The following is a 22550-nucleotide window of genomic DNA, read 5'->3' as shown; positions in this document are numbered from 1 at the left end:
TTGGATCGATTTACCCGATTTTCTTGAACACGCGGCGCGCCGCCTCGACGGTCTCGTCGATCACCGCATCGGTGTGCTGGGCCGACACGAAACCCGCCTCGAACATGGCCGGCGCGAAGTACACGCCTTCGTCGAGCATGCCGTGGAAGAAGCGGTTGAAGCGCTCCTTGTCGCCCGCCATCATCTGGCCGTAGGTCGACGGGATGTTGTTCGAGAAATAAAAGCCGAACATGCCGCCCACCGCGTCGCCGCAGAAGGGGATGTCGTGTTCGTGCGCGGCGTCGGTCAAGCCCCGCACCAGGCGCGCGCTGGCAGCGCCCAGCTTCTCGTAGAAGCCCGGCTCCTGCACCAGTTTCAGGGTGGTCATGCCGGCCGCCACCGCCACCGGGTTGCCCGACAGGGTGCCGGCCTGGTACACCGGGCCGAGCGGAGCCATTTGCTGCATCAGCTCGGCGCGGCCGCCGAAGGCCGCCACCGGCAGGCCGCCGCCGATCACCTTGCCCAGCGCGGTCAGGTCCGGGCTGATGCCGTACATGCCCTGGGCGCCTTGCAGGCCGACCCGGAAGCCGCACATCACTTCGTCGAAGATCAGCACGGCGCCGTGCTCCGTGCACAGCTCGCGCATGCGGGTCAGGAATTCCGGCGTGGCGCGGATCAGGTTCATGTTGCCGGCTACCGGCTCCACGATCACGCAGGCGATGGTGTCGCCCATCGAAGCAAAGGCGTCTTCCAGCTGCGGGACGTTGTTGTAGTCGAGCACCAGGGTGTGCTTCACAAAATCTTCCGGCACCCCGGCGGACGTCGGGTTGCCGAAGGTGAGCAGGCCGGAGCCGGCCTTGACCAACAGCGAGTCGGCGTGGCCGTGGTAGCAGCCTTCGAACTTGACGATCTTGTCGCGCCCGGTGGCGCCGCGCGCCAGGCGCAGCGCGCTCATGGTCGCCTCGGTGCCCGAGGAGACCAGGCGCACCTGCTCGATCGAGGGCAGCAGGCGGCAGATCTCTTCGGCGATCTCGATCTCGCCTTCGGTGGGGGCGCCGAACGACAGGCCGTTCGCGGCGGCGGCCTGCACCGCCTGGATGACGTCAGGATGGGCGTGGCCGACGATGGCCGGGCCCCAGGAGCCGATGTAGTCGATGTAGCGCTTGCCGTCGGCGTCCCAGAAATACGGGCCTTCGGCGCGGGTGATGAAGCGCGGCGTGCCGCCCACCGAGCGGAAGGCGCGCACCGGCGAATTCACGCCGCCCGGCGTCGTTTGCTGGGCGCGGGCGAACAGTTGGTCGTTCTTCGAGGTGTTCTCAATGGTCATGGTGTGCTGTGGGCCTGTCAGCCCCGGTAGAATTTGTTGGGAATGAACTTGCCCATGCCGAAGCGCTGGGCGTGCTCGAGCGCGCCGGTGGTATATTCCTGGGCAGCGAACAGCGCCTGCGGCGCTTCCATGCCGCAGGCCATCAGGGCGGTGAAGGCGGCCGAATAGGTGTTCCCGGCGCCCACGAAAGGACCGGGCAGGTGCTGCCATTCGACCCGTGCCACCACGCCGTCGGCATCGAACAGGGTATTTGAACAGGTCCCTGCTTCGTCGCGGGTGCCGGTTACCAGCACGTACTGGCAGCCGGCATTGGTCAGTTCGGCCACGTCCGCCAGCAAGGCATCCTGGCCGTTCTCGGCACTGATCTCGCCCACTTCGCGCCAGGTCTCGGCCATGCGGCCCAGTTCCGATTGCGACAGCATCAGCACCGTGGTCTGCGGCGCCAGGATCGAGCGGATCGCCGACAGCATTTCTTCGTCGGCCAGGCCGGAATCGGGCAGGGCGGTAAGGAAAGGGTCGAGGACCAGCGGCGCTTCGGGATAGTCGGACACGATCTCGGCGATCGCCGCCAGTTGCAGCACGGTGGCCACGGCGCCCACCTTGAAGGCGGCCACCGGCATGTCTTCGAGCAGGACCCGGGCCTGGTCGGCCATCCAGTCGCTGTCGACTTCATGCAGGTTTTCGACCTTGGCGCTGTCAGCCACGAGGATGCCGGCCACCACCGACAGTCCGTGGCATCCGTGCGCGGCGAACGCGGCCAGGTCGGCCTGCACGCCAAGCGCACCGACCGGGTCGGACACGCCAAATGTCAGGATGAGGGGTAACGGTTGGTTTTGCACGACGCCTAGATTAAGATACCTGACTCTCCATTTTACTAGACGAACCTCGAACAACCTACTGCGCATTGATCGCCATGCCTGTTCGAGGCTCTTAACATACAAGGAAGCATATTGTGAGTAACGATTCGACGGCCCCTTTCCAGACCTGGATGTGCCTGATCTGCGGCTGGGTCTATGACGAGGCCGCCGGCGCGCCGGAAGACGGCATCGCGCCGGGCACCCGCTGGGCCGACGTGCCGATGAACTGGACGTGTCCGGAATGCGGTGCGCGCAAGGACGATTTCGAGATGACGACCATCTAAAAATTGTCTTCGTAGCACGTCTGTTTGCAAGACGTCATCGGAGTGTTGATGCAACAGTTGATCTGATGCAACACTTCACGCACAAGGGGAAAGCCCTGTGCTATCGTGGCGCTTCATGCTGAAGTGAAACGAAAATGACGACATCGCCGCAAGCAACCGGCCTGACCATCATGGTGATCGACGACAGCAGCACCATCCGCCGCTCCGCCGAAATCTTCCTGACCCAGGCCGGCTACGAGGTGGTGCTGGCCATTGATGGCTTCGATGCGCTGGCCAAGATCAACGACCACCATCCCGCGCTGGTGTTCTGCGACATCCTGATGCCGCGCCTCGATGGCTACCAGACCTGCGCCCTGATCAAGAAGAGCGCGCGCTTCCACGCGACCCCGGTGCTGATGCTGTCGTCCAAGGACGGCCTGTTCGACCGAGCGCGCGGCGCGATGGTCGGGGCCAGCGCCTATCTCACCAAACCCTTTTCCAAGGACAGCCTGCTGGCGGCGGTGCGCGAGCACACGGCCGGCAAGGCTTGACCTGAACCTGCTTAACCGATTCCGGAGCCCAAGGTGGCCATTCAACGCATCCTGATCGTCGACGATTCCCCGACCGAACGATTCTACCTGACCGATATCCTGGCGCGCGCCGGCTATGCCGTGAGCACCGCCGTCAATGGCGGGGAGGCGATCGACAAGATCCGCGCCGAGCGCCCGCAACTGATCCTGATGGACGTGGTCATGCCGGGAGCGAACGGCTTCCAGGTGACGCGCTCGATCGCGCGCGACCCGGAGCTGGCGTCGATTCCCGTCATCATCTGCAGCAGCAAGAACCAGGAGACCGACCGCATCTGGGGCATGCGCCAGGGCGCCAGGGATTACCTGATCAAGCCGGTCGATCCGGCGCTGCTGCTGGCCAGCATCGCTGCGCTCGACGCCACGCCGTCGGCCGTCGCGGCATGACGGGGGAGGAGGCGCGGCCGGACCCCGCCGCCCGCCGCACCCGCCTGCGCGCGTACCAGGAGCAGCTGCTCGAGCGCATGCAGGCGGCCAAGGGCGGCGGCGGCGCGCCGATCCAGCAGCTCGGCATGCAGGTGGGCGCCACCCGCTACCTGCTCGACCTGCTGGAAGCCGGCGAGATCGTGTCCGTGGTGGCGCCGGCGCGCGTGCCGCTGACCCAGCCCTGGTACCTGGGCCTGGCCAATGTGCGCGGCACCCTGGTCGGCGTGATCGACCTGGCGCGCTACCTCGGCGAGGACGGGCCCGTCCCGTCCGGCGGCCCCGCCGGGCCCTCCGCACGCCTGGTCACCTTCGCCCCCACGCTCGGCTTCAATTGCGCGCTGCTGGCCGACCGCGTGTACGGCCTGCGCCAGGCCGGCGCCATGCAGCGCGAGGGCGACATGCTGCGCGACGCCGACGGCGAGCTGTGGACGCCGCTCTCGCTCGCGGCCCTGGTGCGCGAAGAACGCTTCCTGCACGTCGCACAGGAAGCAGGCCAACGCAGCTAAGCGATAGCAGCTAACTTATCAATAACCGAATGCAGGACCAGGAGCCGGTATGGGATTCGCCTCGAAACTCAGCATGAACGTATTCTCCAAGGACAGCGTCGACGACGACACCGTCCTGGCCTCGCCCGATACCCAGTTCGGGGCCGGCCTGCTGCCGCAGCAGGCAGCCGAGGACGAGGCCCCGCGCGCGCACGGCTCGGCCGGCGCCGCCGCGCGCCGGCTCGGCAACACCCGGCCGAGAAAGCCGCTGAACGCGCCGGAAGAGGGCGAGGACCTGAGCCTGCCGCTGATCGGCCACCTGTCGCTGTCGCGCCAGTTGCGCCTGGTGATGGCCGCCTTCGTCGTCGGGATCCTGCTGACCGTGCTGTCGATGTGGCAGAACGCGGCGCGCACCGACGTGGTGTCGACCCGGGGCCAGATCGCGGCGGATGCCCTGATGCACTCCCAGCGGGTGGCCAAGGCGGCCCCGAACGCGCTGCGCGGGGACATGGGCGCCTTCAACGAACTCGACGAGAGCCGGGCCGAGGTCGGACGCCTGCTGAGCTTGCTGGCGCGCGGCGGCCAGGCCGGCGGCCATGCGCTGCCGCCGTCTTCCGGCGAACTGGCGGCGATGCTGGCGAAGGCACGCTCGGCCTGGTCGGCGTCGAACGCCGCCGCCGCCACCCTGGTCAACAACAAGCGTCACCTGGTCGGCTTCGGCGCCAGCGTGACCAGGCTCGAGCCGCTCGCCACCGAGCTGCAGTCGATCGCCGAGAAGCAGCCCGGCAACCCCGGCCTGGTCCGCCTGGCGGCGCTCACCGAACGCCTGTCGGTGTCGACCCATGCCTTCATGAGCCCGGGCGCGGCCTTCCAGGACGCCGCCAGTGCGATTGCCCGCGACAGCGCCGAGCTGGGTGCGGTGCTGGACAGCCTGCTCGACGGCGGCGCCCTGCTCGACGCCGGCCTGCGCGAGCGCGTGCTGGACGCCCGCACCGCCTTCAGGAAATGGCAGGAAGGCCTGGCGCCGCTGTCGACCAACCGGCACAACTTCAAGGCCGCGCGCGGCGCCGAGGAGGTGATCGCGCGCGACAACGAGGGCCTGCGCTCGACGCTGGCGCGGGTCCAGCTCGAGTACCGCGCCGAACTGGGCGACAAGGGCGGCTGGTTCTGGCTGCTGGTGGGCGCCTCGGTCTTCACGCTGGCGATGGGCGGCAGTATCAGCCGCGTGATGCTGCTCGACTCGCGCAACCGCACCCGCGGCGCCGATGCGCGCCGCCGCGAGGCCGAGGCGATGCGCCAGCTGGCACAGGCCAAGGAAGAAGAAGCCAAGGCCACCAACGACCAGAACCAGGCGGCGATCCTGCGCCTGATGAACGAACTGCAGGAAGTCGCCGACGGCGACCTGACCGTGCATGCCACGGTGTCGGAAGACATCACCGGCGCGATCGCCGACTCGGTCAACTACACCGTCGAGGAATTGCGCGGCCTGGTGCTGCGGGTCATCCGCACCACCGAGCAGGTGACGCGCGCCTCCGGCGGGGCACAGGCGGTGTCGACCGAGCTGCTGGGCGCGGCCGAAGCCCAGTCGCGCGAGATCCAGGAAGCATCGAGCACCGTCCTGCAGATGGCGGCCCAGATCGCCGACGTGTCGCGCTCGGCGACCGAATCGGCCGACGTGGCGCGCCAGTCGGTGGCGGCGGCCGAGCAGGGCGCGCTCGCGGTGCAGAACGCGATCCTGGGCATGAACGAGATCCGCGAGCAGATCCAGGAAACCTCGAAGCGCATCAAGCGCCTGGGCGAATCCTCGCAGGAGATCGGCGAGATCACCGATCTGATCTCGGACATCACCGAGCAGACCAACGTGCTGGCGCTGAACGCCGCGATCCAGGCCGCCTCGGCCGGCGAGGCGGGGCGCGGCTTCTCGGTGGTGGCCGAAGAAGTGCAGCGCCTGGCGGAACGCTCGGCCGAAGCGGCCAAGGGCATCGGCGCGCTGGTGCGCACCATCCAGGCCGACACCCACGATGCCGTCGCGGCGATGGAAAAGTCGACCCAGGGCGTGGTCGAGGGCGCGCGCCTGTCCGACGCGGCCGGCGCGGCCCTGCTCGATATCTCGCGCGTGTCGAACCGCCTGGCGGAACTGATCCAGGGGATTTCCGGCGCGGCCGAGCAGCAGGCGACGTCCGCCAACGGCGTGGCCCATAATATGCAGGACATCCTCTCGGTGACCGAGCATACCCAGGGCGGCACGCGCCAGACGGCGCAGTCGATCCGCGAACTGGCGCTGCTGGCGCAGGAACTGAAGGATTCCGTGTCGCGCTTCCGCGTGGCTGCCTGATTAACGTGATAAAGAGCCCATGACGAACCCGACTTCCCGACGCATGCCCGCATTCGATACCGGCCCCCTGTCCTGGGTGATCGGTGAAATACGCGACGCGCTGGGACGCTCGGGCGCCGCCTTGCGCGACGCGGCCGGGCGCAGTCTCGAGGCGCAGCCGACCCTGCTGCTGCACGCCAGGACCCACCTGCACCAGGCCGGCGGCGCCCTGCAGATGGTGGACGTGGACGGGGTCGCGGTGCTCGCGGGCGCGGCCGAACGCCTGATCGACCGCTTCAAGGACGGGCAGCTGGCCTGCACCCTCGACGCGGTCAAGCCGGTGCAGGACGCCTACCAGGCGCTGGTCGAATACCTCGACGAACTGCTCGGCGGCAGCCCGCAGCAGCCGGCCCGCCTGTTCCCCTACTACCGCGACCTGCAGGAACAGCTCGGCGTGGAACGCATCCATCCGTCCGACCTGCTGCCCCCCGACCTGGGCAAGGATGCGGTGCTGGATGCGCCGGCGGCGGCCGAGCCCCCGGACATCGCCGCCTGCCGCGCGCGCTTCGAGAAGGCGCTGCTGCCCTTCCTGAAGAGCGCTGACGGAGAGCAGGCGAACCAGCATGCGGCCGCCATGCGCGATGCGCTGGCGCCGATCGCGGCCAGCCGGCAGGAGCCGCGCGCGCGCCTGTTCTGGCAGGCGCTGCACGCCTTTGCCGGCGTGGTCGCCGCCGGCCAGGTGGCGACCGACCTGTATGTCAAGCAGCTGCTCGGCCAGGTCAACCTGCAGCTGCGCCGCCTGACGCAGGGGCAGGGCGGCACGCCGGACGCGATGCTGCGCGATGCGCTGTTCTTCGTCGCCGCCGCCGAAGGCGCCGCGACCGAGCCGGATGCCGAGGCCCGGCGCCTGCGCCAGGCCTGCGGCCTGGACGGACTGGTGCCGCACGACTACGCCGAGCGTCGCTACGGCCGCATCGACCAGGCCACGCTGCAGGAGGCACGCGAGGCGCTGGCCCGCACCAAGTCGGACTGGGACCGCATCGCCACCGAGGGCGATACCGAGGTCAAGGAAGACTTCAACCAGCAGTTGTCGCGCCTGGCGGGCGCCAGCGAGAAGCTGGGCGCCCCGGCCCTGGCCCAGCTGATGCGCGAGCTCGGGCGCGCCGCGCTTGATGCCGTGCAGGCCGGCCGCAGCGGGGACTTCGGGCTGGAGATGGCGACCGCCATGCTGTTCGTCGAGAACGGCCTGGACCAGCTGCGCCAGCTGCCGGACGACTTTGCCGAGAACGCCGAAGCGGTGGGCGCGCGTCTGCTGGCCCTGGCGGCGGGCGAAACCCCGCCGGACGCGCCGCAGTGGCAAGGCGAGCTGGCGCGCCAGATCCAGCAGGGCCAGACCGTGGCGGTGCTGGCCGGCGAGATCAAGGCCGGCCTGCGCCAGGTCGAGAAGCTGCTCGACGACTATTACGACAACCCGGCCAAACGCGAGGGGCTGGCACAGGCCGAGCCGGTGCTGCACCAGTTGCAGGGCGCCCTGGCCATCCTCGACCAGGACCAGGCCGTGCTGGCGGTGGAGCATGTGGCCGCCGAGGTGCGCGTGCTGCAGGCCGGCGACGGCGACCTGACGGCGCAGTCGGCCGTCCTGCATAACATCGCCCAGAACATCGGCGCGCTCGGCTTCTTCGCCGACCTGATGGCGCAGGACAGCGATGCGGCCAAGGGCCGCTTCAGCTTCGATCCGCACAAGCGCCTGCTGCTGGAACTGCCCTTCGAATTCGTCGAGTCGGCGCCGGAGCCGGCCGCGCCCCGGCAGGTATCCCGGCAGGCGCCCGAGCCGGCGCCCGAGTCCGCGGGCGCGACGATCGAATCCGAACTGCTCGAGATCTTCATCCTGGAAGCGCAGGAAGTGCTGGGCTTCGTGCTCGAGGCCATTCCGCTCGCCGAAAGCGCGCCGGACAGCCAGGAGACCCTCACCCTGCTGCGCCGCAGCTTCCACACGCTCAAGGGCAGCAGCCGCATGGTTAGCCTGGAACGCTTCGCCGAGGGCGCGGCCGCGGTGGAGCGCGTGATGAACCTGTGGCTGGGAGAGGCGCGCAGCGCCACCCCGGCCCTGCTGGCGCTGTTGCGCCAGGCGCATGCGGCGCTGTCCGCCTGGGTGGACGAGCTGGCCGCCGGCGGGACCTCGGACCGCGACAGCGCCGCCATCGTGGCGGCCGCGGCGCGCGTGCTGGAGGGCGAGGCGGGCGCGGCTGGGGAAGTCCCGGTGCCGACGCTCGAGGAAGTCATCGAGCCGGCGTTCGAGGAAGCCGCAGGCGAGGAAGCCGCGGCGGCCGAGCGGCCGGCCGCCGGCGAGGCGCCGGCGCCGCAGGCGGACACCCGGCGCATCGACGGCCTGGACATCCCGCTCGGCCTGTACACGATCTACCTCGACGAAACCGGGGCGCTGGTGCAGGCACTGGCCAGCGACTTCGAGGACTGGCGCGGCGAGCCGCAGCGCCGCGCGTCGCCCGAGGCGCTGAAGGCGGCGCATACGCTGGCCGGCACCTCGTCCACGGTCGGCTACGCCGCCTTGCGCGACGTCGCCCACGCGCTCGAACTGGTGCTGGAAAAGCTGGCGACGCCGGGCCCGACGCTCGACGACAAGGGCCGCGCCTTGCTGGACACGGCGCTGTCGCGCGTGCGCACGATGCTGCAGGTGTTCTCGCTCGGCGAGCTGGCCCCGGCGCAGCCGGACCTGGTCGGCCAGCTCGGCAGCCTGCTCGAACGCCTGGCCAGCCAGCAGGCGGCCGCCGTGTACGGCGAAGCCGACCCGGCCCTGGTCCAGCAGCTCGACGCCTTGTTCGCCGGCGCCTACCAGGCATTGCTGGCGTCGCCGCCGGCGGCGCCGGCCGTGGAGCAGGAGCAGGAGCAGGAGCAGGAGCAGGAGCAGGAGCGGCCGGGCCCGGTCAGCGAGATCGACGCCTTGTTCGACAGCTTCCTCGACGATCCTTTCGACGCTCCCGCGCTCGACCAGGCCGCGCCGGCCGCGCCGGCGCCGGCCTTCGTGCCGGTCACGCCGGATGAAGCGGGGCTGGAGGAAGCGCCGCAAGCCGCGCCGGAGCCGGAACCGCAGCCGGAACCGGAGCCCGCGCCGGCCCCGGCCCCGGCCCCGGCCGGCAGCGAGCTGGCCGCCGGCCCCGTCTTCAACGACGAGCTCGACCCCGACCTGCTGCCGGTGTTCCTCGAAGAAGGCGCCGACCTGTTCCCGCAGATCGGCGAGGGCCTGCGCCAGTGGCAGCAGAATCCGCAAGACCACGCGATCGCCCAGGGCCTGCAGCGCGCGCTGCATACCGTCAAGGGCAGCGCGCGCATGGCCGGCGCGATGCGCCTCGGCCAGCATACCCACGAGCTGGAAACCCAGGTCGAGAACATGGTCCATGCCGGTACGTCGACGGCTGCGGCGTTCGACGAACTGCTGGCCAACTACGACCAGGCCCTGCTGCTGTTCGAGCAGCTGCAGCAGCCGGCCGCGCCGGCCCAGGCGGCAACGCCTGCCGCTGCGCCGGCCCCGGCCGAGCAGCCCGGCCGCGCGCCGCTGGTGCGGGTGCGCGCCGACATCCTCGACCGCGTCGTCAACCAGGCCGGCGAAGTGTCGATCAGCCGCTCGCGCCTGGAAAACCAGGTGGGGGCGCTCAAGGGCGCGCTGTCGGACTTCTCGGAAAACCTCGACCGCCTGCGCCGCCAGATGCGCGAGATCGAGATGCAGGCCGAATCGCAGATCGCTTCCACCCTGTCGATCGCCGGCGAGCAGAAGTTCGATCCGCTCGAGTTCGACCGCTTCACCCGCCTGCAGGAACTGACCCGCATGATGGCCGAGAGCGTGAACGACGTCGAAGCCTTCCACGAAGGCCTGTCGCGCACGGTGGACAGCGCGCAGGAAGACCTGGCGGCGCAGGCGCGCATGACGCGCGACCTGCAGCGCGACCTGATGCGGGTGCGGATGGTGCCGTTCGCGAGCCTGTCCGAGCGCCTGTTCCGGGTGGCGCGCCAGACCGCGAAGGAGCTCGAGAAGCGCGTCAACCTCGACATCCGCGGCGGCGCGGTGGAAGTCGACCGCAGCGTGCTGGAACAGATGGCCGCGCCCTTCGAGCACCTGCTGCGCAATGCCATCGTGCACGGCATCGAGGCGCGCGCCGCGCGCGTCGAGGCCGGCAAGGCCGAGACCGGCGAAGTGCTGGTGCAGGTGAGCCAGCACGGCAACGAAGTGGCGATCGTGTTCGGCGACGACGGCGCCGGCCTCGACCTGGAACGGATCCGCGCCAAGGCGCGCGCCCTGGGTCTGGTCGGGGTGGACCAGGCGGTGCCGGACCAGGAGGCCGCCGAGCTGATTTTCGAGCCCGGCTTCTCGACCGCCGACTCCCTGACCGAACTGGCCGGCCGCGGGGTCGGCATGGATGTGGTGCGCTCCGAGGCCCAGGCGCTGGGCGGCCGCGTGCTGGTCTCGACCGAACCGGGCCAGGGTACGCGCTTCTCGATCCACCTGCCGCTGACCCTGGCGGTGGCGCAGGTGGTGCTGGTGACAAGCGCCGGCCGCACCTGTGCCTTGCCCTCCACCCTGGTCGAGCAGGTGCTGCAGGTGCGCGATGCCGAGCTGGCCGCGGCGCAGGCCGCCGGCGCCATCGCCGTCGGCGGGCAGCCGCATGCGCTGCATGCGCTCGATGTGCTGCTGGGCGAAGGGAAGGGCGCCGCGCCGCGGGGCGTCAACCCGGTGCTGCTCGTGCATGGCGCGAGCGGGCGCATCGCGCTGCGCGTGGACGAGGTGCTGGGCAACCGCGAAGTGGTGGTCAAGAACATCGGTCCGCAGCTGTCGCGGGTGCCGGGCATTGCCGGCGCCACCGTGCTGGGCACCGGCGAGATCGTGCTGATCCTCGATCCGGTGCTGCTGGCGCAGCGTCCCGGCGCGCCCGCCGCGGCCCCCGCCGAGGAGGCCCCGCGCGAGCAGGCGCCGCGCCCGACCGTCATGGTGGTGGACGATTCGATCACCGTGCGCCGCGTGACCCAGCGCCTGCTGGAGCGCGAAGGCTACCGGGTGCTGCTGGCCAAGGATGGGGTCGATGCGCTCGAGCAGATCGAGGCAAGCAGGCCGGACCTGATGCTGGTCGATATCGAGATGCCGCGCATGGACGGCTTCGACCTGACGCGCGAGCTGCGCAGCAAGGAGGCGACCAGGGCGATCCCGATCATCATGATCACCTCGCGCACGGCGGACAAGCACCGCAACGTGGCGCTGGAGCTGGGGGTGAACGCCTATTTCGGCAAGCCCTACCAGGAACCGGTGCTGCTGGCGGCGATCGAGAGCCTGCTGGAGAAGGCGAAGGGCTGAGGACTGCGGCGCACGCTCAGGCGCCGGCCTTCTTGACCACCGCGAAGCGCTCCAGCGTGCGCTTGCGCGCCGCATCGTGCTCGACCACCGGCTGCGGATAATCCCGGCCCAGCACCACGCCTTTCTCCGCCAGCGTCCCGGCATCGGCCAGCCACGGCGCATGGATTTCCTTCGCGCCGAGCCTTTCCAGGGCCGGCAGCCACTGCCGGATGAAGTCGCCGTGCGCATCGAAACGCTGCGACTGCGTGACTGGATTGAAGATCCTGAACCAGGGCTGCGCGTCGCAGCCGGTCGAGGCCGCCCACTGCCAGCCGCCGTTGTTCGCCGCCAGGTCGTAGTCGTTGAGCCTGAGCGCGAAATAGCGTTCGCCGCGGCGCCAGTCGATCCCCAGGTCCTTGGTGAGGAAGCTGGCCGTCACCATGCGCAGCCGGTTGTGCATGAAGCCGGTCTGGTTCAGCTGCGCCATCGCCGCGTCCACCAGCGGGTAGCCGGTGCGGCCCTCGCACCAGGCCGCGAACAGCGCGTCGGCTTGCTCCCCGGTCTCCCACGCCAGCGCGTCGAAGGCCGGCTTGAAGGACTGCGTCGCCACGTGCGGGTTACGCGCCAGGATCATCGAATAAAAATCGCGCCAGATGAGTTCCGACAGCCACACCGAGGCGCCGCTGCCGCCGGCGCCGTTCTCGATCATCTGGCGCGCGGTGCGCACCAGGTGGCGGATCGAGGTGGTGCCGAAGCGCAGGTGGGCCGACAGGCGCGAGGTGCTGTCCTGCGCCGGAAAATCGCGCGCCCGGCCGTAGTCCGGCATGCGCGCGATGAAGTCTTCGAACAGCGCGTGCGCGCCCTCCATTCCGGCCGGCAGCGGCGGCTCGCCCGGTGCGAAGCCGATGTCCTCGAGCGTGGGCAGGGCAGGCGGGGCCGGCGGCGGTGCGAAGGCATGCGCATACGGGTCGACCGGATAGCTCGCCAGCGTCTCCGGCATGCTTGCCAGGCGCTTGAGCCAGGCATTCTTGTAGGGCGTGAACACCGAGAACGGGCCCTTGGCCAGGGTCAGCACCTCGTCCTGCTCGAAGATCACCTGATCCTTGAAACTCAGAAATTTTCGACCGTCCGCGGCAAGCCGGGCTTTCATCCGTGCGTCGCGTTCCACCGCGTCGGGTTCATAATCGGTACCAACGAATACCGCGTCGACACCCAATTCGGTGGCGAGTGCCGGGATCACTTCAAGAGGGCGGCCCTGCCGCACGATCAGATACCCGCCGAGCCGGCGCAGCTCGGCATCGAGGCTGGCCAGGCTGGCATGGATGAAGCGCACACGGCGGTCATCGCGCGGCAGCGGGTCGAGAATGTCGCTGTCGTACACGAAAACGCAGGACACACAATGAGACGACGTCAATGCCCGGTGCAGGGCTGCATGGTCGAATGCCCGCAAGTCGCGTCGGAACCAAACCAAAGAATTGCTCATATTCATCATCGTGTGCGTGGTCAAGATGGCGGCCGATTTTACTGGGTAGGATTCTTCCTAACGGTTCCTGCCTGCAGTGGGGCGGGACAGAGCCGGGTCGGAATGGATGCTTCAAGGAGCGTGAACCGGGGGCGCTTTCGTGGTCCGACACCGATTCGGTGTAAACTATCGAAAAGCGTAATGTTGTTTTGTGGACACTTCGAGGCCGGCGGACGGTCATAACCAGAGTGGGCCCATGTGAGAGTAATCGTATGAAAAAAAGCAAAGTTGGCAGCACTCTACCGATGCCCGGCATGCCACCGGAACACGACGAAGCGCTCGGCAAGATCAGCCCTGCTTCTTCGGGCCTGAACCTTGCCAACCACTTCCTGATCGCGATGCCCTCGATCCAGGACCCGATCTTCGGCGGCACCGTCGTCTACGTCTGCGAGCACAACGAGAAAGGCGTGCTCGGCGTGGTCATCAACAAGCCGACCGACATGACCATGGACGTGCTGTTCGACCGCGTCGAGCTGAAACTGGCGTCGGGGCTGCGCTCCTCGGTGGTGGACCAGCCGATCATGTTCGGCGGCCCGGTACAGGACGACCGCGGCTTCGTACTGCACTCGCCCGGCGGACGTTACTCGTCCTCGCTCACCGTCACCGACGACGTCGCTTTCACCACCTCGATCGACGTGCTCGAAGCCGTCGCCGGCGGCGTCGGCCCGGCCCGCATGCTGGTGTCGATCGGTTACGCCGGCTGGAGCCCCGGACAGCTCGAAGAAGAACTCTCGCGCAACGGCTGGCTCACCGTCGCCGCCGACCCGCGCGTGCTGTTCGACCTGCCGATCGAAGAACGCTATACCGCCGCCATCAAGCTGCTGGGAATCGATCCGCTCATGCTGGCAACCGAAGCCGGGCATGCGTAGTATGGCGTGGCTCGAAGACCCGTCGCGAGCGGTTGTACGGCGAGCGTCGCAGGCCGCGACTGCCACGCGCAGTAGCTTATTCGAGCTGCGCTGTGGTTGATATCGTTCTTGGCTTTGACTTCGGGGTGAAGCGCATCGGCATTGCCATGGGCAACACCCTGACCGGGCAGGCGCAGCCCTTGACGGTCGTCAAGGCCGTCGACAACGCCACCCGTTTCCAGGTCATTGGCGACCTGATCGATGAATGGAAGCCGGCCCGCCTGGTGGTGGGCGAGCCGCGCCATCCCGACGGCGCCGAGCACGACATGACCCTGCGCTGCCGGCGCTTCGCCAACCAGCTCCACGGCCGCTTCAGCCTGCCCGTCGAACTCGTCGACGAGCGCTACTCTTCCGCCGTCATCCCGCAACGACGCGGCGAGATCATCGACGCCAAGGCGGCCGCCATCATTTTGCAACAATACTTTGACGCTCATTGACCCTCATGCCATCATCTAATTCTGCCTACGACGCGGAGGCGCTGTACCGCGAGCTGCTGGGCCAGGTCCGCGCCGGCCTGGACGGGGTGCGCGATGCCGCCATCGTCGGCATCCATTCGGGCGGCGCCTGGCTGGCCGAACGCCTCGCGCACGACCTCGACCTGCTGGAGCGCTTCGGCACCATCGACGTCTCGTTCTACCGCGACGACTATGCCAAGAAGGGCCTGCACCCGGACGTGAAGCCGACCCACATCCGCTTCCCGGTGGACGGCGCGACCGTCGTGCTGGTGGACGACGTGCTGCAGACCGGGCGCACCGTGCGCGCCGCGATCAACGTGCTGTTCGACTACGGCAGGCCAAGCTGCATCCGCCTGGCGGCCCTGGCCGACCGCGGCGGGCGCGAGCTGCCGGTGGCCCCCGACTACGTCGGCACCCGCGCCGAACTGGCGCCGCACCAGTCGCTGTGCCTGCAGCGCGGCGACGCCGGCCAGCTCTCGCTGACCATTGAAGAAGATTCGTCCGAACCTGCCGCTTCCCACTGACATGCCGAAACTGTTCACCAACCCGCAACTCAACAAGAACGGCGAGCTGCAGCACCTGCTCACCATCGAAGGACTGCCCAAGTCGGTCATCAACCACATCCTCGACACCGCGTCGAGCTTCGTGAGCATCTCCGACCGCGAGGTCAAGAAGGTGCCGCTGATGCGCGGCAAGAGCGTGTTCAACCTCTTCTTCGAAAACAGCACCCGCACCCGCACCACCTTCGAGATCGCGGCCAAGCGCCTGTCGGCCGACGTCATCAACCTGAACATCCAGGCCTCGTCGGCCAGCAAGGGCGAGTCGCTGCTGGACACCATCGACAACCTGTCGGCCATGCATGCCGACATGTTCGTGGTGCGCCATGCGCAGTCGGGCGCGCCCTACCTGATCGCCAAGCACCTGATCGAGACCCAGCAGTCGCACGTGCACGTCGTGAACGCCGGCGACGGCCGCCACGCGCACCCGACCCAGGGCCTGCTCGACATGTACACGATCCGCCACTACAAGCAGGATTTCACCAACCTGCGCGTGGCCATCGTCGGCGACATCCTGCACAGCCGCGTGGCGCGCTCGGACATCCATGCGCTGACCACGCTCGGCGTGCCGGAAGTGCGCGCCATCGGCCCGCACACGCTGCTGCCGGGCGGCCTGAACGAGATGGGCGTGCGCACCTTCACCAACATGGAAGAGGGCCTGAAGGACGTCGACGTCATCATCATGCTGCGCCTGCAGAACGAACGCATGAGCGGCGCGCTGCTGCCTTCGGCGCAGGAATACTTCAAGAGCTACGGCCTGACCCCGGAACGCCTGGCGCTGGCCAAGCCGGACGCGATCGTGATGCACCCGGGGCCGATGAACAGGGGCGTCGAGATCGATTCGGCGGTGGCCGACGGCAGCCAGGCGGTGATCCTGCCGCAGGTGACCTTCGGCATCGCGGTACGCATGGCAGTGATGAGCATTTTGGCGGGAGGCAGGGCGTGAACTTCGCACGGATGAAATACCAGATCAAGAACGGGCGAGTGATCGACCCGGCGAACGGCATCGACCAGGTAGCGGACCTCTTCATTGCCGACGGCCTGGTCGCCGCGCTCGGCACGGCTCCGGACGGTTTCGTGGCCGACAGTGTCATCGACGCGAGCGGCCTGGTGGTTGCCCCCGGCCTGGTCGACCTGTCGGCGCGCCTGCGCGAGCCAGGCTACGAATACAAGGCGACGCTGGAATCGGAAATGCAGGCGGCGATGCAGGGCGGCGTGACCACCCTGGTGTGCCCGCCGGACACCGACCCGGTGCTGGACGAACCTGGCCTGGTGGAGATGCTCAAGCACCGCGCGCGGATCCTGAACCAGGCCAACGTGCACCCGCTGGGCGCGCTGACCATGGGCCTGAAAGGCCAGTCGCTCACCGAGATGGCCGAGCTGACCGAAGCCGGCTGCATCGGCTTCTCGCAGGCCGAGGTGCCGGTGCTCGACACCACCGTGCTGCTGCGCGCCATGCAGTACGCCAAGACCTTCGGCTACACGGTCTGGCTGCGTCCGCAGGACGCCCACATCGGCCGCGGCGGCGTCGCCCACAGCGGGCCGCTGGCATCGCGCCTGGGCCTGTCCGGCATGCCGGTGATGTCCGAGACCATCGCCCTGCACACGATCTTCGAACTGGTGCGCGCCACCGGCGCCAGGGTGCACCTGTGCCGCATGTCCTCGAGCGCCGGCCTGGCGCTGGTCGCCGCCGCCAAGAAGGAAGGCTTGCCGGTCAGCTGCGACGTCGGCGTGCACCACCTGCACATGACCGATGCCGACATCGGCTTCTTCGACCCGAATGCGCGTTTCAACCCGCCGCTGCGCAGCCAGCGCGACCGCGACGCGATCCGCAACGCGCTGCTGGACGGCACCGTGGACGCGATCTGCTCGGACCACACCCCGGTTGACGACGACGAGAAGCTGCTGCCCTTCGCCGAAGCCACCCCGGGCTCGACCGGACTGGAACTGCTGCTGGCCCTGAGCCTGAAGTGGGCGCAGGAACAGCACAGCGACAAGGCCTTGTCGCAGGCGCTGGCCAAGGTGACGGCCGACCCGGCGCGCATCGCCGGGCTGCCGGCCGGCACACTGTCGGTGGGCGCGGCGGCCGATGTGGTGGTGTTCGACCCGGATGCGCGCTGGAAGGTGGAGCGCAAGGCCCTGGCCAGCCAGGGCAAGCACACGCCTTTCCTCGGCTACGAACTGGCCGGGCAGGTGCGCGCGACCTTCGTGCGCGGCCGCGTGGCTTTCCAGCGCTAGGCAATGCGGGCGGCCGATGCCGCCCGCATTGCCTGACTTCGCACTGAGCTGCCTGCCGTGAAGCTTCGACTTGCCCTGCGCCTGGCGCGCGTCGTGGTCCACCTGGCGGCGGGCCTGGCGACCTGCGCGCTGGTGTTTCCGCTGGTGTCGCCGCGCAGCCGCGAACGGCTGACCCGGCGCTGGTCGCGCAAGCTGCTCGGCCTGTGCCGCGTCAGCGTCGAGCAGGCGGCGGGTGCGCCGGTGCTCGCGCATGCGCTGATCGTGGCCAACCACGTCTCGTGGCTGGATATTTTCGTCATCAACGCGCTGCACCCCTGCCGCTTCGTGGCCAAGGCGGAGATCCGCGCGTGGCCGGTGCTGGGCTGGCTGGCCGCCGCCGCCGGCACGGTGTTCATCGCGCGCGGCAACCGGCGCGAACTGCGCCACATCTTCAAGGGCCTGGTCACGGTATTGCAACAGGGGCAGCGGGTCGCCTTCTTCCCCGAGGGGACCACCTCCATGCAGGGCCAGGTGCTGCCCTTCCATGCCAACCTGTTCGAAGCCGCGATCGACGCCGGGGTGGCGGTGCAGCCGTATGCGCTGTCGTATGTGGATGCGGCCGGCGCCTTTCACCATGGCGTCGACTACGTCGGCGACACCAGCTTCGTGGACAGCCTGTTCACGATCCTGGAGGGCGAACCGGTCATCGCCCGCCTGCAGGCCCTGGCGCCGATCGAGGCGCTGGGGGCGCACCGCCGCGAGCTGGCGCAGGCTGCGGAAGCGGCGGTGGCGTCCGCCCTCCGCCGTGATATGTAAAACATATCACAGAGCAATAAATCATATATTGGACAACTCACAGGCGAGGCGGCACGCTGGGGCTTTGCAGTAACGCATTCCGAGGAGACCAGCATGCCCACCTACCGTTCCCGCACCACCACCCAGGGCCGCAACATGGCCGGCGCGCGCGCCCTGTGGCGCGCCACCGGCATGAAGGACGGCGACTTCGAGAAGCCGATCATCGCGGTGGTCAACTCCTTCACCCAGTTCGTGCCCGGCCACGTGCACCTGAAGGACCTGGGCCAGCTGGTGGCGCGCGAGATCGAAGCGGCCGGCGGCGTGGCCAAGGAATTCAATACCATCGCGGTCGACGACGGCATCGCCATGGGCCACGGCGGCATGCTGTACTCGCTGCCCTCGCGCGACCTGATCGCCGATTCGGTCGAGTACATGGTCAACGCCCACTGCGCCGACGCGATGGTGTGCATCTCGAACTGCGACAAGATCACGCCCGGCATGCTGATGGCCGCGATGCGCCTGAACATTCCGGTGGTGTTCGTCTCCGGCGGGCCGATGGAGGCGGGCAAGGTGGTCAAGGTGGTCAACAACGACCGCAAGATCATCAAGCTGGACTTGGTGGACGCCATGATCCAGGCCGGCGACAGCAAGGTGTCGGATGCCGACGTGGCGGAAATCGAGCGCTCGGCCTGCCCGACTTGCGGCTCGTGCTCGGGCATGTTCACCGCCAACTCGATGAACTGCCTGACCGAGGCGCTTGGCCTGTCGCTGCCGGGGAACGGCACCGTCCTCGCCACCCATGCCGACCGCAAGGAACTGTTCCTGCGCGCCGGCCGCCTGATCGTCGAGCTGGCCAAGCGCCATTATGAAGCTGAGGACTACTCGGTGCTGCCGCGCTCGATCGCCACCAAGGCGGCGTTTGAAAACGCGATGGCGCTGGACGTCTCGATGGGCGGCTCGACCAATACCGTGCTGCACCTGCTGGCCGCGGCGCACGAGGCCGGCGTGGAATTCAGCATGGCCGACATCGACCGCATCTCGCGCAAGGTGCCCTGCCTGTGCAAGGTGGCGCCGATGACCGACAAGTACCACATCGAGGACGTGCATCGCGCCGGCGGCATCTTCGCGATCCTGGGCGAGCTGGCGCGCGCCGGCCTGCTCGACACTTCGCTCCCGACCGTGCACAGCGCGACCATGGGCGACGCGATCGAGAAGTACGACATCAAGCGCAGTGACGATCCTGGCGTGCACCAGCTGTACCGCGCCGCGCCGGGCGGCGTGCCGACCCAGGTCGCGTTCTCGCAGGCCGAGCGCTTCGAGGCGAATGACCTGGACAGGAGCGGCGGCTGCATCCGCGACCGCGAGCATGCCTACTCGCAGGATGGCGGCCTGGCGGTCCTGTACGGGAACATCGCCGAGAAGGGCTGCATCGTGAAGACGGCGGGGGTGGACGAGAGCATCCTGATTTTCTCGGGCAAGGCGCGCGTGTTCGAAAGCCAGGACGCGGCGGTGGAGGGCATCCTCGGTACGAATTCCGCAAACCCGGTGGCGGCCGGCGACGTGGTCATCATCCGCTACGAAGGGCCGAAGGGCGGGCCCGGCATGCAGGAGATGCTGTACCCGACCTCGTACATCAAGTCCCAGGGCCTGGGCAAGGCCTGCGCGCTGTTCACCGACGGACGTTTCTCGGGCGGCTCATCGGGCCTGGTGATCGGCCACGCGTCGCCGGAAGCGGCCGAGGGCGGGGCGATCGGGCTGGTGGAAGAGGGCGACATCATCGACATCGACATCCCGGCGCGCACCATCAACCTGCGCGTGAGTTTCGAGGAGCTGGCGCACCGCCGCGCCCGGATGGAAGAGCGCGGGCTCGAAGCCTGGAAGCCGGTGGCGCGCGAGCGCTATGTGTCGCAGGCGCTGCAGGCGTATGCGGCGCTGACCACCTCGGCCGATCGCGGCGCGGTGCGCGATCTCTCCCAGCTCAAGCGCTGACATTTGTATTGCCACAGACCCGTAGGGTGGGCCGGGCCACGAAAGGCGGGTCACCCGCCCACGCGCGCAGCCAGTGCAAACGGTGTGGTAACGCATCCGATAGTTGAACGCGCGGACGGCGAAGCCGTCCACCCTACTTTTTACCGCCGTGCTCCCGATACTCGGGGCAATCCACCTGCAGCAGCGAGCGGTCGTCCAGGCAGACGGCGGTCAGCTTCCCGCCCCACACGCAGCCGCTGTCGAGTCCCACCAGGTTCGGCCGCAGCACCAGCCCCAGCGCCGACCAGTGGCCGAACACCACGGTCACGTCCTGCGTCCTGCGCTGCGGCAGCTCGAACCAGGGCACCAGGCCGGAGCCTTCCGGTCCGCGCTCGCTTTCCTTGTGCAGGAAATCCATGCTGCCGTCGGGAGCGCACAGGCGCATGCGGGTCAGTGCGTTGACGATGCAGCGCAGCCGCGCGATGCCCGCCAGGCTGTCGTCCCATTGCTTCGGTTCGTTTCCGTACATCTGGCCGAGGAAGTCGATCCAGCCCTCGCCGCGCAGGGCGGTTTCGACCTCGTGCGCCAGTGCCATGGTCTGCGCCGCATCCCATTCGGGCGCGACGCCGGCATGCACCAGCAGGTGGGCGTCGACGAACATCGCCAACGGACGCTGGCGCAGCCATTGGATCAGCGCATCGCGGTCGGGGGCCGCCAGAATCTCGTCGAGTGTGTCGGAGCGCCCGGCGCGCTGCGCGCCGACCGCCACCGCGATCAGGTGCAGGTCGTGGTTGCCGAGCAGCGCTTCGACGCGGCCCGGGTTGGTCTCGGTCAGCGCCTTCATGCGGCGCAGCGCGGTCAGCGAATCCGGACCGCGATTGATCAGGTCACCGACGAACAGGATGCGCGGCTGCGCCGGCCCGTGGCGCTGTGCGTCGCCGAGGATGCGCTCGATGAGGAGTTGGGCTTCATGGGCGCAGCCCTGCAGGTCGCCGATGGCGTAGGTTCTCATGTTGTTCTTATCGAAGTGGTGCGTGGGAGGTGGCCTGAAGACCGAATGCATTTGCGGATACTAAATGATTTCGCGCAGGGGCGCAGCGCAGGGAATAAAGGAGCCGCGGCATGGCGCGTCAAGCCTGGTAACAAGCAATGGAACCTGCGCGCATTTGATGCAGTCGAACCACGCCGCGCAGAAGCGTATCTCGAGCCGGGACGGCTGATCTATTCCGGTACAATGGGCCACCATTCCAACGATAAGAGTGCCGTGGTTTTCCCGCGGAGTGCCTGCGGAAACGACTCGGGTGTGCAGCGAAAGAATAATAAATGTTCTCCTTTTTCGTCAGTTTCGTATCCTGCGCGCTGCTGACCCTGCTGGTAATTAAATATGCGAAGCGCAATGGTGCGGCACTCGACTCCGATTATGGCGGCGTGCAGAAGTTCCATGCACATCCGGTTGCGCGCATCGGCGGCGTGCCGATCTATCTGGCGATTCTTTTCACCGCGTCCATTTCGACAATGCGCGAACCGGCGCTCGGCCCGTGGTTCGCATCTTTGCTCGGATGCGCATGCATCGCCATGGCGGGCGGAATCGTCGAAGACTATACCGGCCGTGTTTCGCCGGCGCGCCGCTTGCTGCTCACGATGCTCGCCGCGCTGCTCGCGTATTACCTGCTCGGCGCAAAGCTGGTGCGCCTCGATATGCCGTGGGGCGTGCTGCCGCTGCAATTGAGCTGGGTCGTATTGCCGCTGACCGTGCTGGCCGTGGCGGGCATCGCCAATGCCGTGAACATCATCGACGGCTTCAACGGCCTGGCCAGCATGGTCAGCATTTGCATGCTGCTGTCGTTGGCCTACGTGGCATTGCAGGTGAACGATATGTTCGTACTGGTGACCGCGCTGGCGGTGGCCGGCGCGGCCGCCGGGTTCCTGATCTGGAATTATCCGGTGGGCCTGATCTTCCTCGGCGACGGCGGCGCCTACCTGATCGGCTTCATGCTGGGCGAACTCGCGCTGCTGCTGGTGATGCGCAATCCCGGCGTGTCCACCTGGTATGCCGCGCTGCTGCTGATTTATCCCGCATTCGAAACGATATTCTCCGCTTACCGGCGCATGTTCGTGCGCGGTAAATCACCTGCTCTACCCGACGGAATTCATCTGCATAGTTTGATATTCCGGCGTATCGTGCAATGGACGGTAGGGCCGCGCGAAGCGCGTGCACTGATGAAAAGGAACGCGCGCACCTCGCCATATTTATGGCTGTTTTCCCTGATGGCGGTCGTGCCGGCCACCGTGTTCTGGAAAAACACGAGTGTGCTGATCTTCTTCAGTTTGTTGTTTATAATCAGTTACCTCTGGTTATATGCGCGTATTGTTCGATTTAAGTCGCCGCGCTGGCTTTTTCTTCACAAGAAAAAGCGGAATTAAGATATTAATGTTAGTATATTGCGACATTTGGTGAGTATCTCGCCTTGCTGTTTCAAGCTTGGAGTGTCTGACAAAGCCCTCGGGGCAGGCAGTATCGTCGAAGGCAGTACACTGGTACCGCATCACGA

18 protein-coding genes are annotated in these 22550 nt (G+C 67.9%); 14 read left to right on the top strand and 4 right to left on the bottom strand.

The annotated features are described in order from the left end of the window. Window positions 1–10 precede the first annotated feature (10 nt). Window positions 11–1306 (bottom strand): glutamate-1-semialdehyde 2,1-aminomutase, encoded by a 1296-nt coding sequence (gene hemL / locus IM543_20960; protein ID QOY93961.1) that lies wholly within the window; start codon window positions 1304–1306, stop codon window positions 11–13. Window positions 1307–1323: 17 nt separating this feature from the next. After that, window positions 1324–2145 carry a hydroxymethylpyrimidine/phosphomethylpyrimidine kinase gene (locus IM543_20955; protein QOY93960.1) on the bottom strand — a complete coding sequence of 274 codons (822 nt, stop codon included), beginning with the start codon at window positions 2143–2145 and terminating at the stop codon, window positions 1324–1326. Window positions 2146–2294: 149 nt separating this feature from the next. Between IM543_20955 and IM543_20950 the strand changes: the two genes are divergently transcribed. The 6 genes from IM543_20950 (at window position 2295) to IM543_20925 (ending at window position 11597) form a co-directional block, all read left to right on the top strand. Continuing rightward, entirely contained in the window at window positions 2295–2447 is a 153-nt protein-coding gene (locus IM543_20950) for a rubredoxin (protein QOY96790.1), read from the top strand. A 134-nt stretch (window positions 2448–2581) separates the two neighbouring features. Continuing rightward, a complete protein-coding gene (locus IM543_20945) occupies window positions 2582–2977 on the top strand; it encodes a response regulator (protein ID QOY93959.1) in 396 nt (131 codons plus the stop codon). A gap of 39 nt (window positions 2978–3016) precedes the next feature. Then, a complete protein-coding gene (locus tag IM543_20940) occupies window positions 3017–3400 on the top strand; it encodes a response regulator (GenBank protein QOY96789.1) in 384 nt (127 codons plus the stop codon). Then, complete coding sequence (locus tag IM543_20935) at window positions 3397–3945, top strand: chemotaxis protein CheW (GenBank protein ID QOY93958.1); 549 nt, start codon at window positions 3397–3399, stop codon at window positions 3943–3945. Before IM543_20940 ends, IM543_20935 begins: the two co-directional genes overlap by 4 nt. 49 nt (window positions 3946–3994) lie before the next feature. Further along, a complete protein-coding gene (locus IM543_20930; protein ID QOY93957.1) occupies window positions 3995–6259 on the top strand; it encodes a methyl-accepting chemotaxis protein in 2265 nt (754 codons plus the stop codon). Window positions 6260–6278: 19 nt separating this feature from the next. Next, window positions 6279–11597, top strand: a complete 5319-nt coding sequence (locus tag IM543_20925) for an Hpt domain-containing protein (GenBank protein QOY93956.1) — start codon at window positions 6279–6281, stop codon at window positions 11595–11597. A 16-nt stretch (window positions 11598–11613) separates the two neighbouring features. Here IM543_20925 and IM543_20920 read toward each other — a convergent pair whose 3' ends face one another. Then, window positions 11614–13065, bottom strand: a complete 1452-nt coding sequence (locus IM543_20920) for a deoxyribodipyrimidine photo-lyase (GenBank protein ID QOY96788.1) — start codon at window positions 13063–13065, stop codon at window positions 11614–11616. A gap of 245 nt (window positions 13066–13310) precedes the next feature. Between IM543_20920 and IM543_20915 the strand changes: the two genes are divergently transcribed. From IM543_20915 to ilvD, 7 genes are all read left to right on the top strand, one after another. Next, window positions 13311–13967, top strand: coding sequence for a YqgE/AlgH family protein (locus tag IM543_20915; GenBank protein QOY93955.1), 657 nt, complete (start codon window positions 13311–13313; stop codon window positions 13965–13967). Window positions 13968–14059: 92 nt separating this feature from the next. Further along, entirely contained in the window at window positions 14060–14443 is a 384-nt protein-coding gene (gene ruvX / locus IM543_20910) for a Holliday junction resolvase RuvX (GenBank protein ID QOY93954.1), read from the top strand. 5 nt (window positions 14444–14448) lie between these two features. Continuing rightward, on the top strand, window positions 14449–14985 hold the full coding sequence (pyrR, locus tag IM543_20905; protein ID QOY93953.1) for a bifunctional pyr operon transcriptional regulator/uracil phosphoribosyltransferase PyrR: 537 nt from the start codon (window positions 14449–14451) through the stop codon (window positions 14983–14985). Between the two features lies 1 nt (window position 14986). Continuing rightward, on the top strand, window positions 14987–15964 hold the full coding sequence (locus tag IM543_20900; GenBank protein ID QOY93952.1) for an aspartate carbamoyltransferase catalytic subunit: 978 nt from the start codon (window positions 14987–14989) through the stop codon (window positions 15962–15964). An 11-nt stretch (window positions 15965–15975) separates the two neighbouring features. Continuing rightward, window positions 15976–17256 (top strand): dihydroorotase, encoded by a 1281-nt coding sequence (locus IM543_20895; GenBank protein ID QOY96787.1) that lies wholly within the window; start codon window positions 15976–15978, stop codon window positions 17254–17256. A 57-nt stretch (window positions 17257–17313) separates the two neighbouring features. Then, entirely contained in the window at window positions 17314–18051 is a 738-nt protein-coding gene (locus tag IM543_20890; GenBank protein QOY93951.1) for a 1-acyl-sn-glycerol-3-phosphate acyltransferase, read from the top strand. Window positions 18052–18144: 93 nt separating this feature from the next. Continuing rightward, window positions 18145–20019, top strand: a complete 1875-nt coding sequence (gene ilvD / locus IM543_20885; protein QOY93950.1) for a dihydroxy-acid dehydratase — start codon at window positions 18145–18147, stop codon at window positions 20017–20019. 133 nt (window positions 20020–20152) lie between these two features. Here the strand turns inward: ilvD and IM543_20880 are convergent, their stop codons facing one another. Further along, window positions 20153–21010: a symmetrical bis(5'-nucleosyl)-tetraphosphatase gene (locus IM543_20880; GenBank protein QOY93949.1), complete on the bottom strand. Its 858-nt coding sequence runs from the start codon at window positions 21008–21010 to the stop codon at window positions 20153–20155. Window positions 21011–21321: 311 nt separating this feature from the next. Between IM543_20880 and IM543_20875 the strand changes: the two genes are divergently transcribed. Then, window positions 21322–22422: a glycosyltransferase family 4 protein gene (locus IM543_20875; GenBank protein QOY93948.1), complete on the top strand. Its 1101-nt coding sequence runs from the start codon at window positions 21322–21324 to the stop codon at window positions 22420–22422. The last annotated feature ends 128 nt before the right edge of the window (window positions 22423–22550 follow it).

The sequence above is a fragment of the Massilia sp. UMI-21 genome (assembly GCA_015277795.1).
In the GTDB taxonomy this organism is placed as follows: Bacteria; Pseudomonadota; Gammaproteobacteria; order Burkholderiales; family Burkholderiaceae_D; genus Telluria.
Note: the sequence above shows the minus strand (reverse complement) of the source record. Positions and strands in the feature narration are given on the sequence as shown.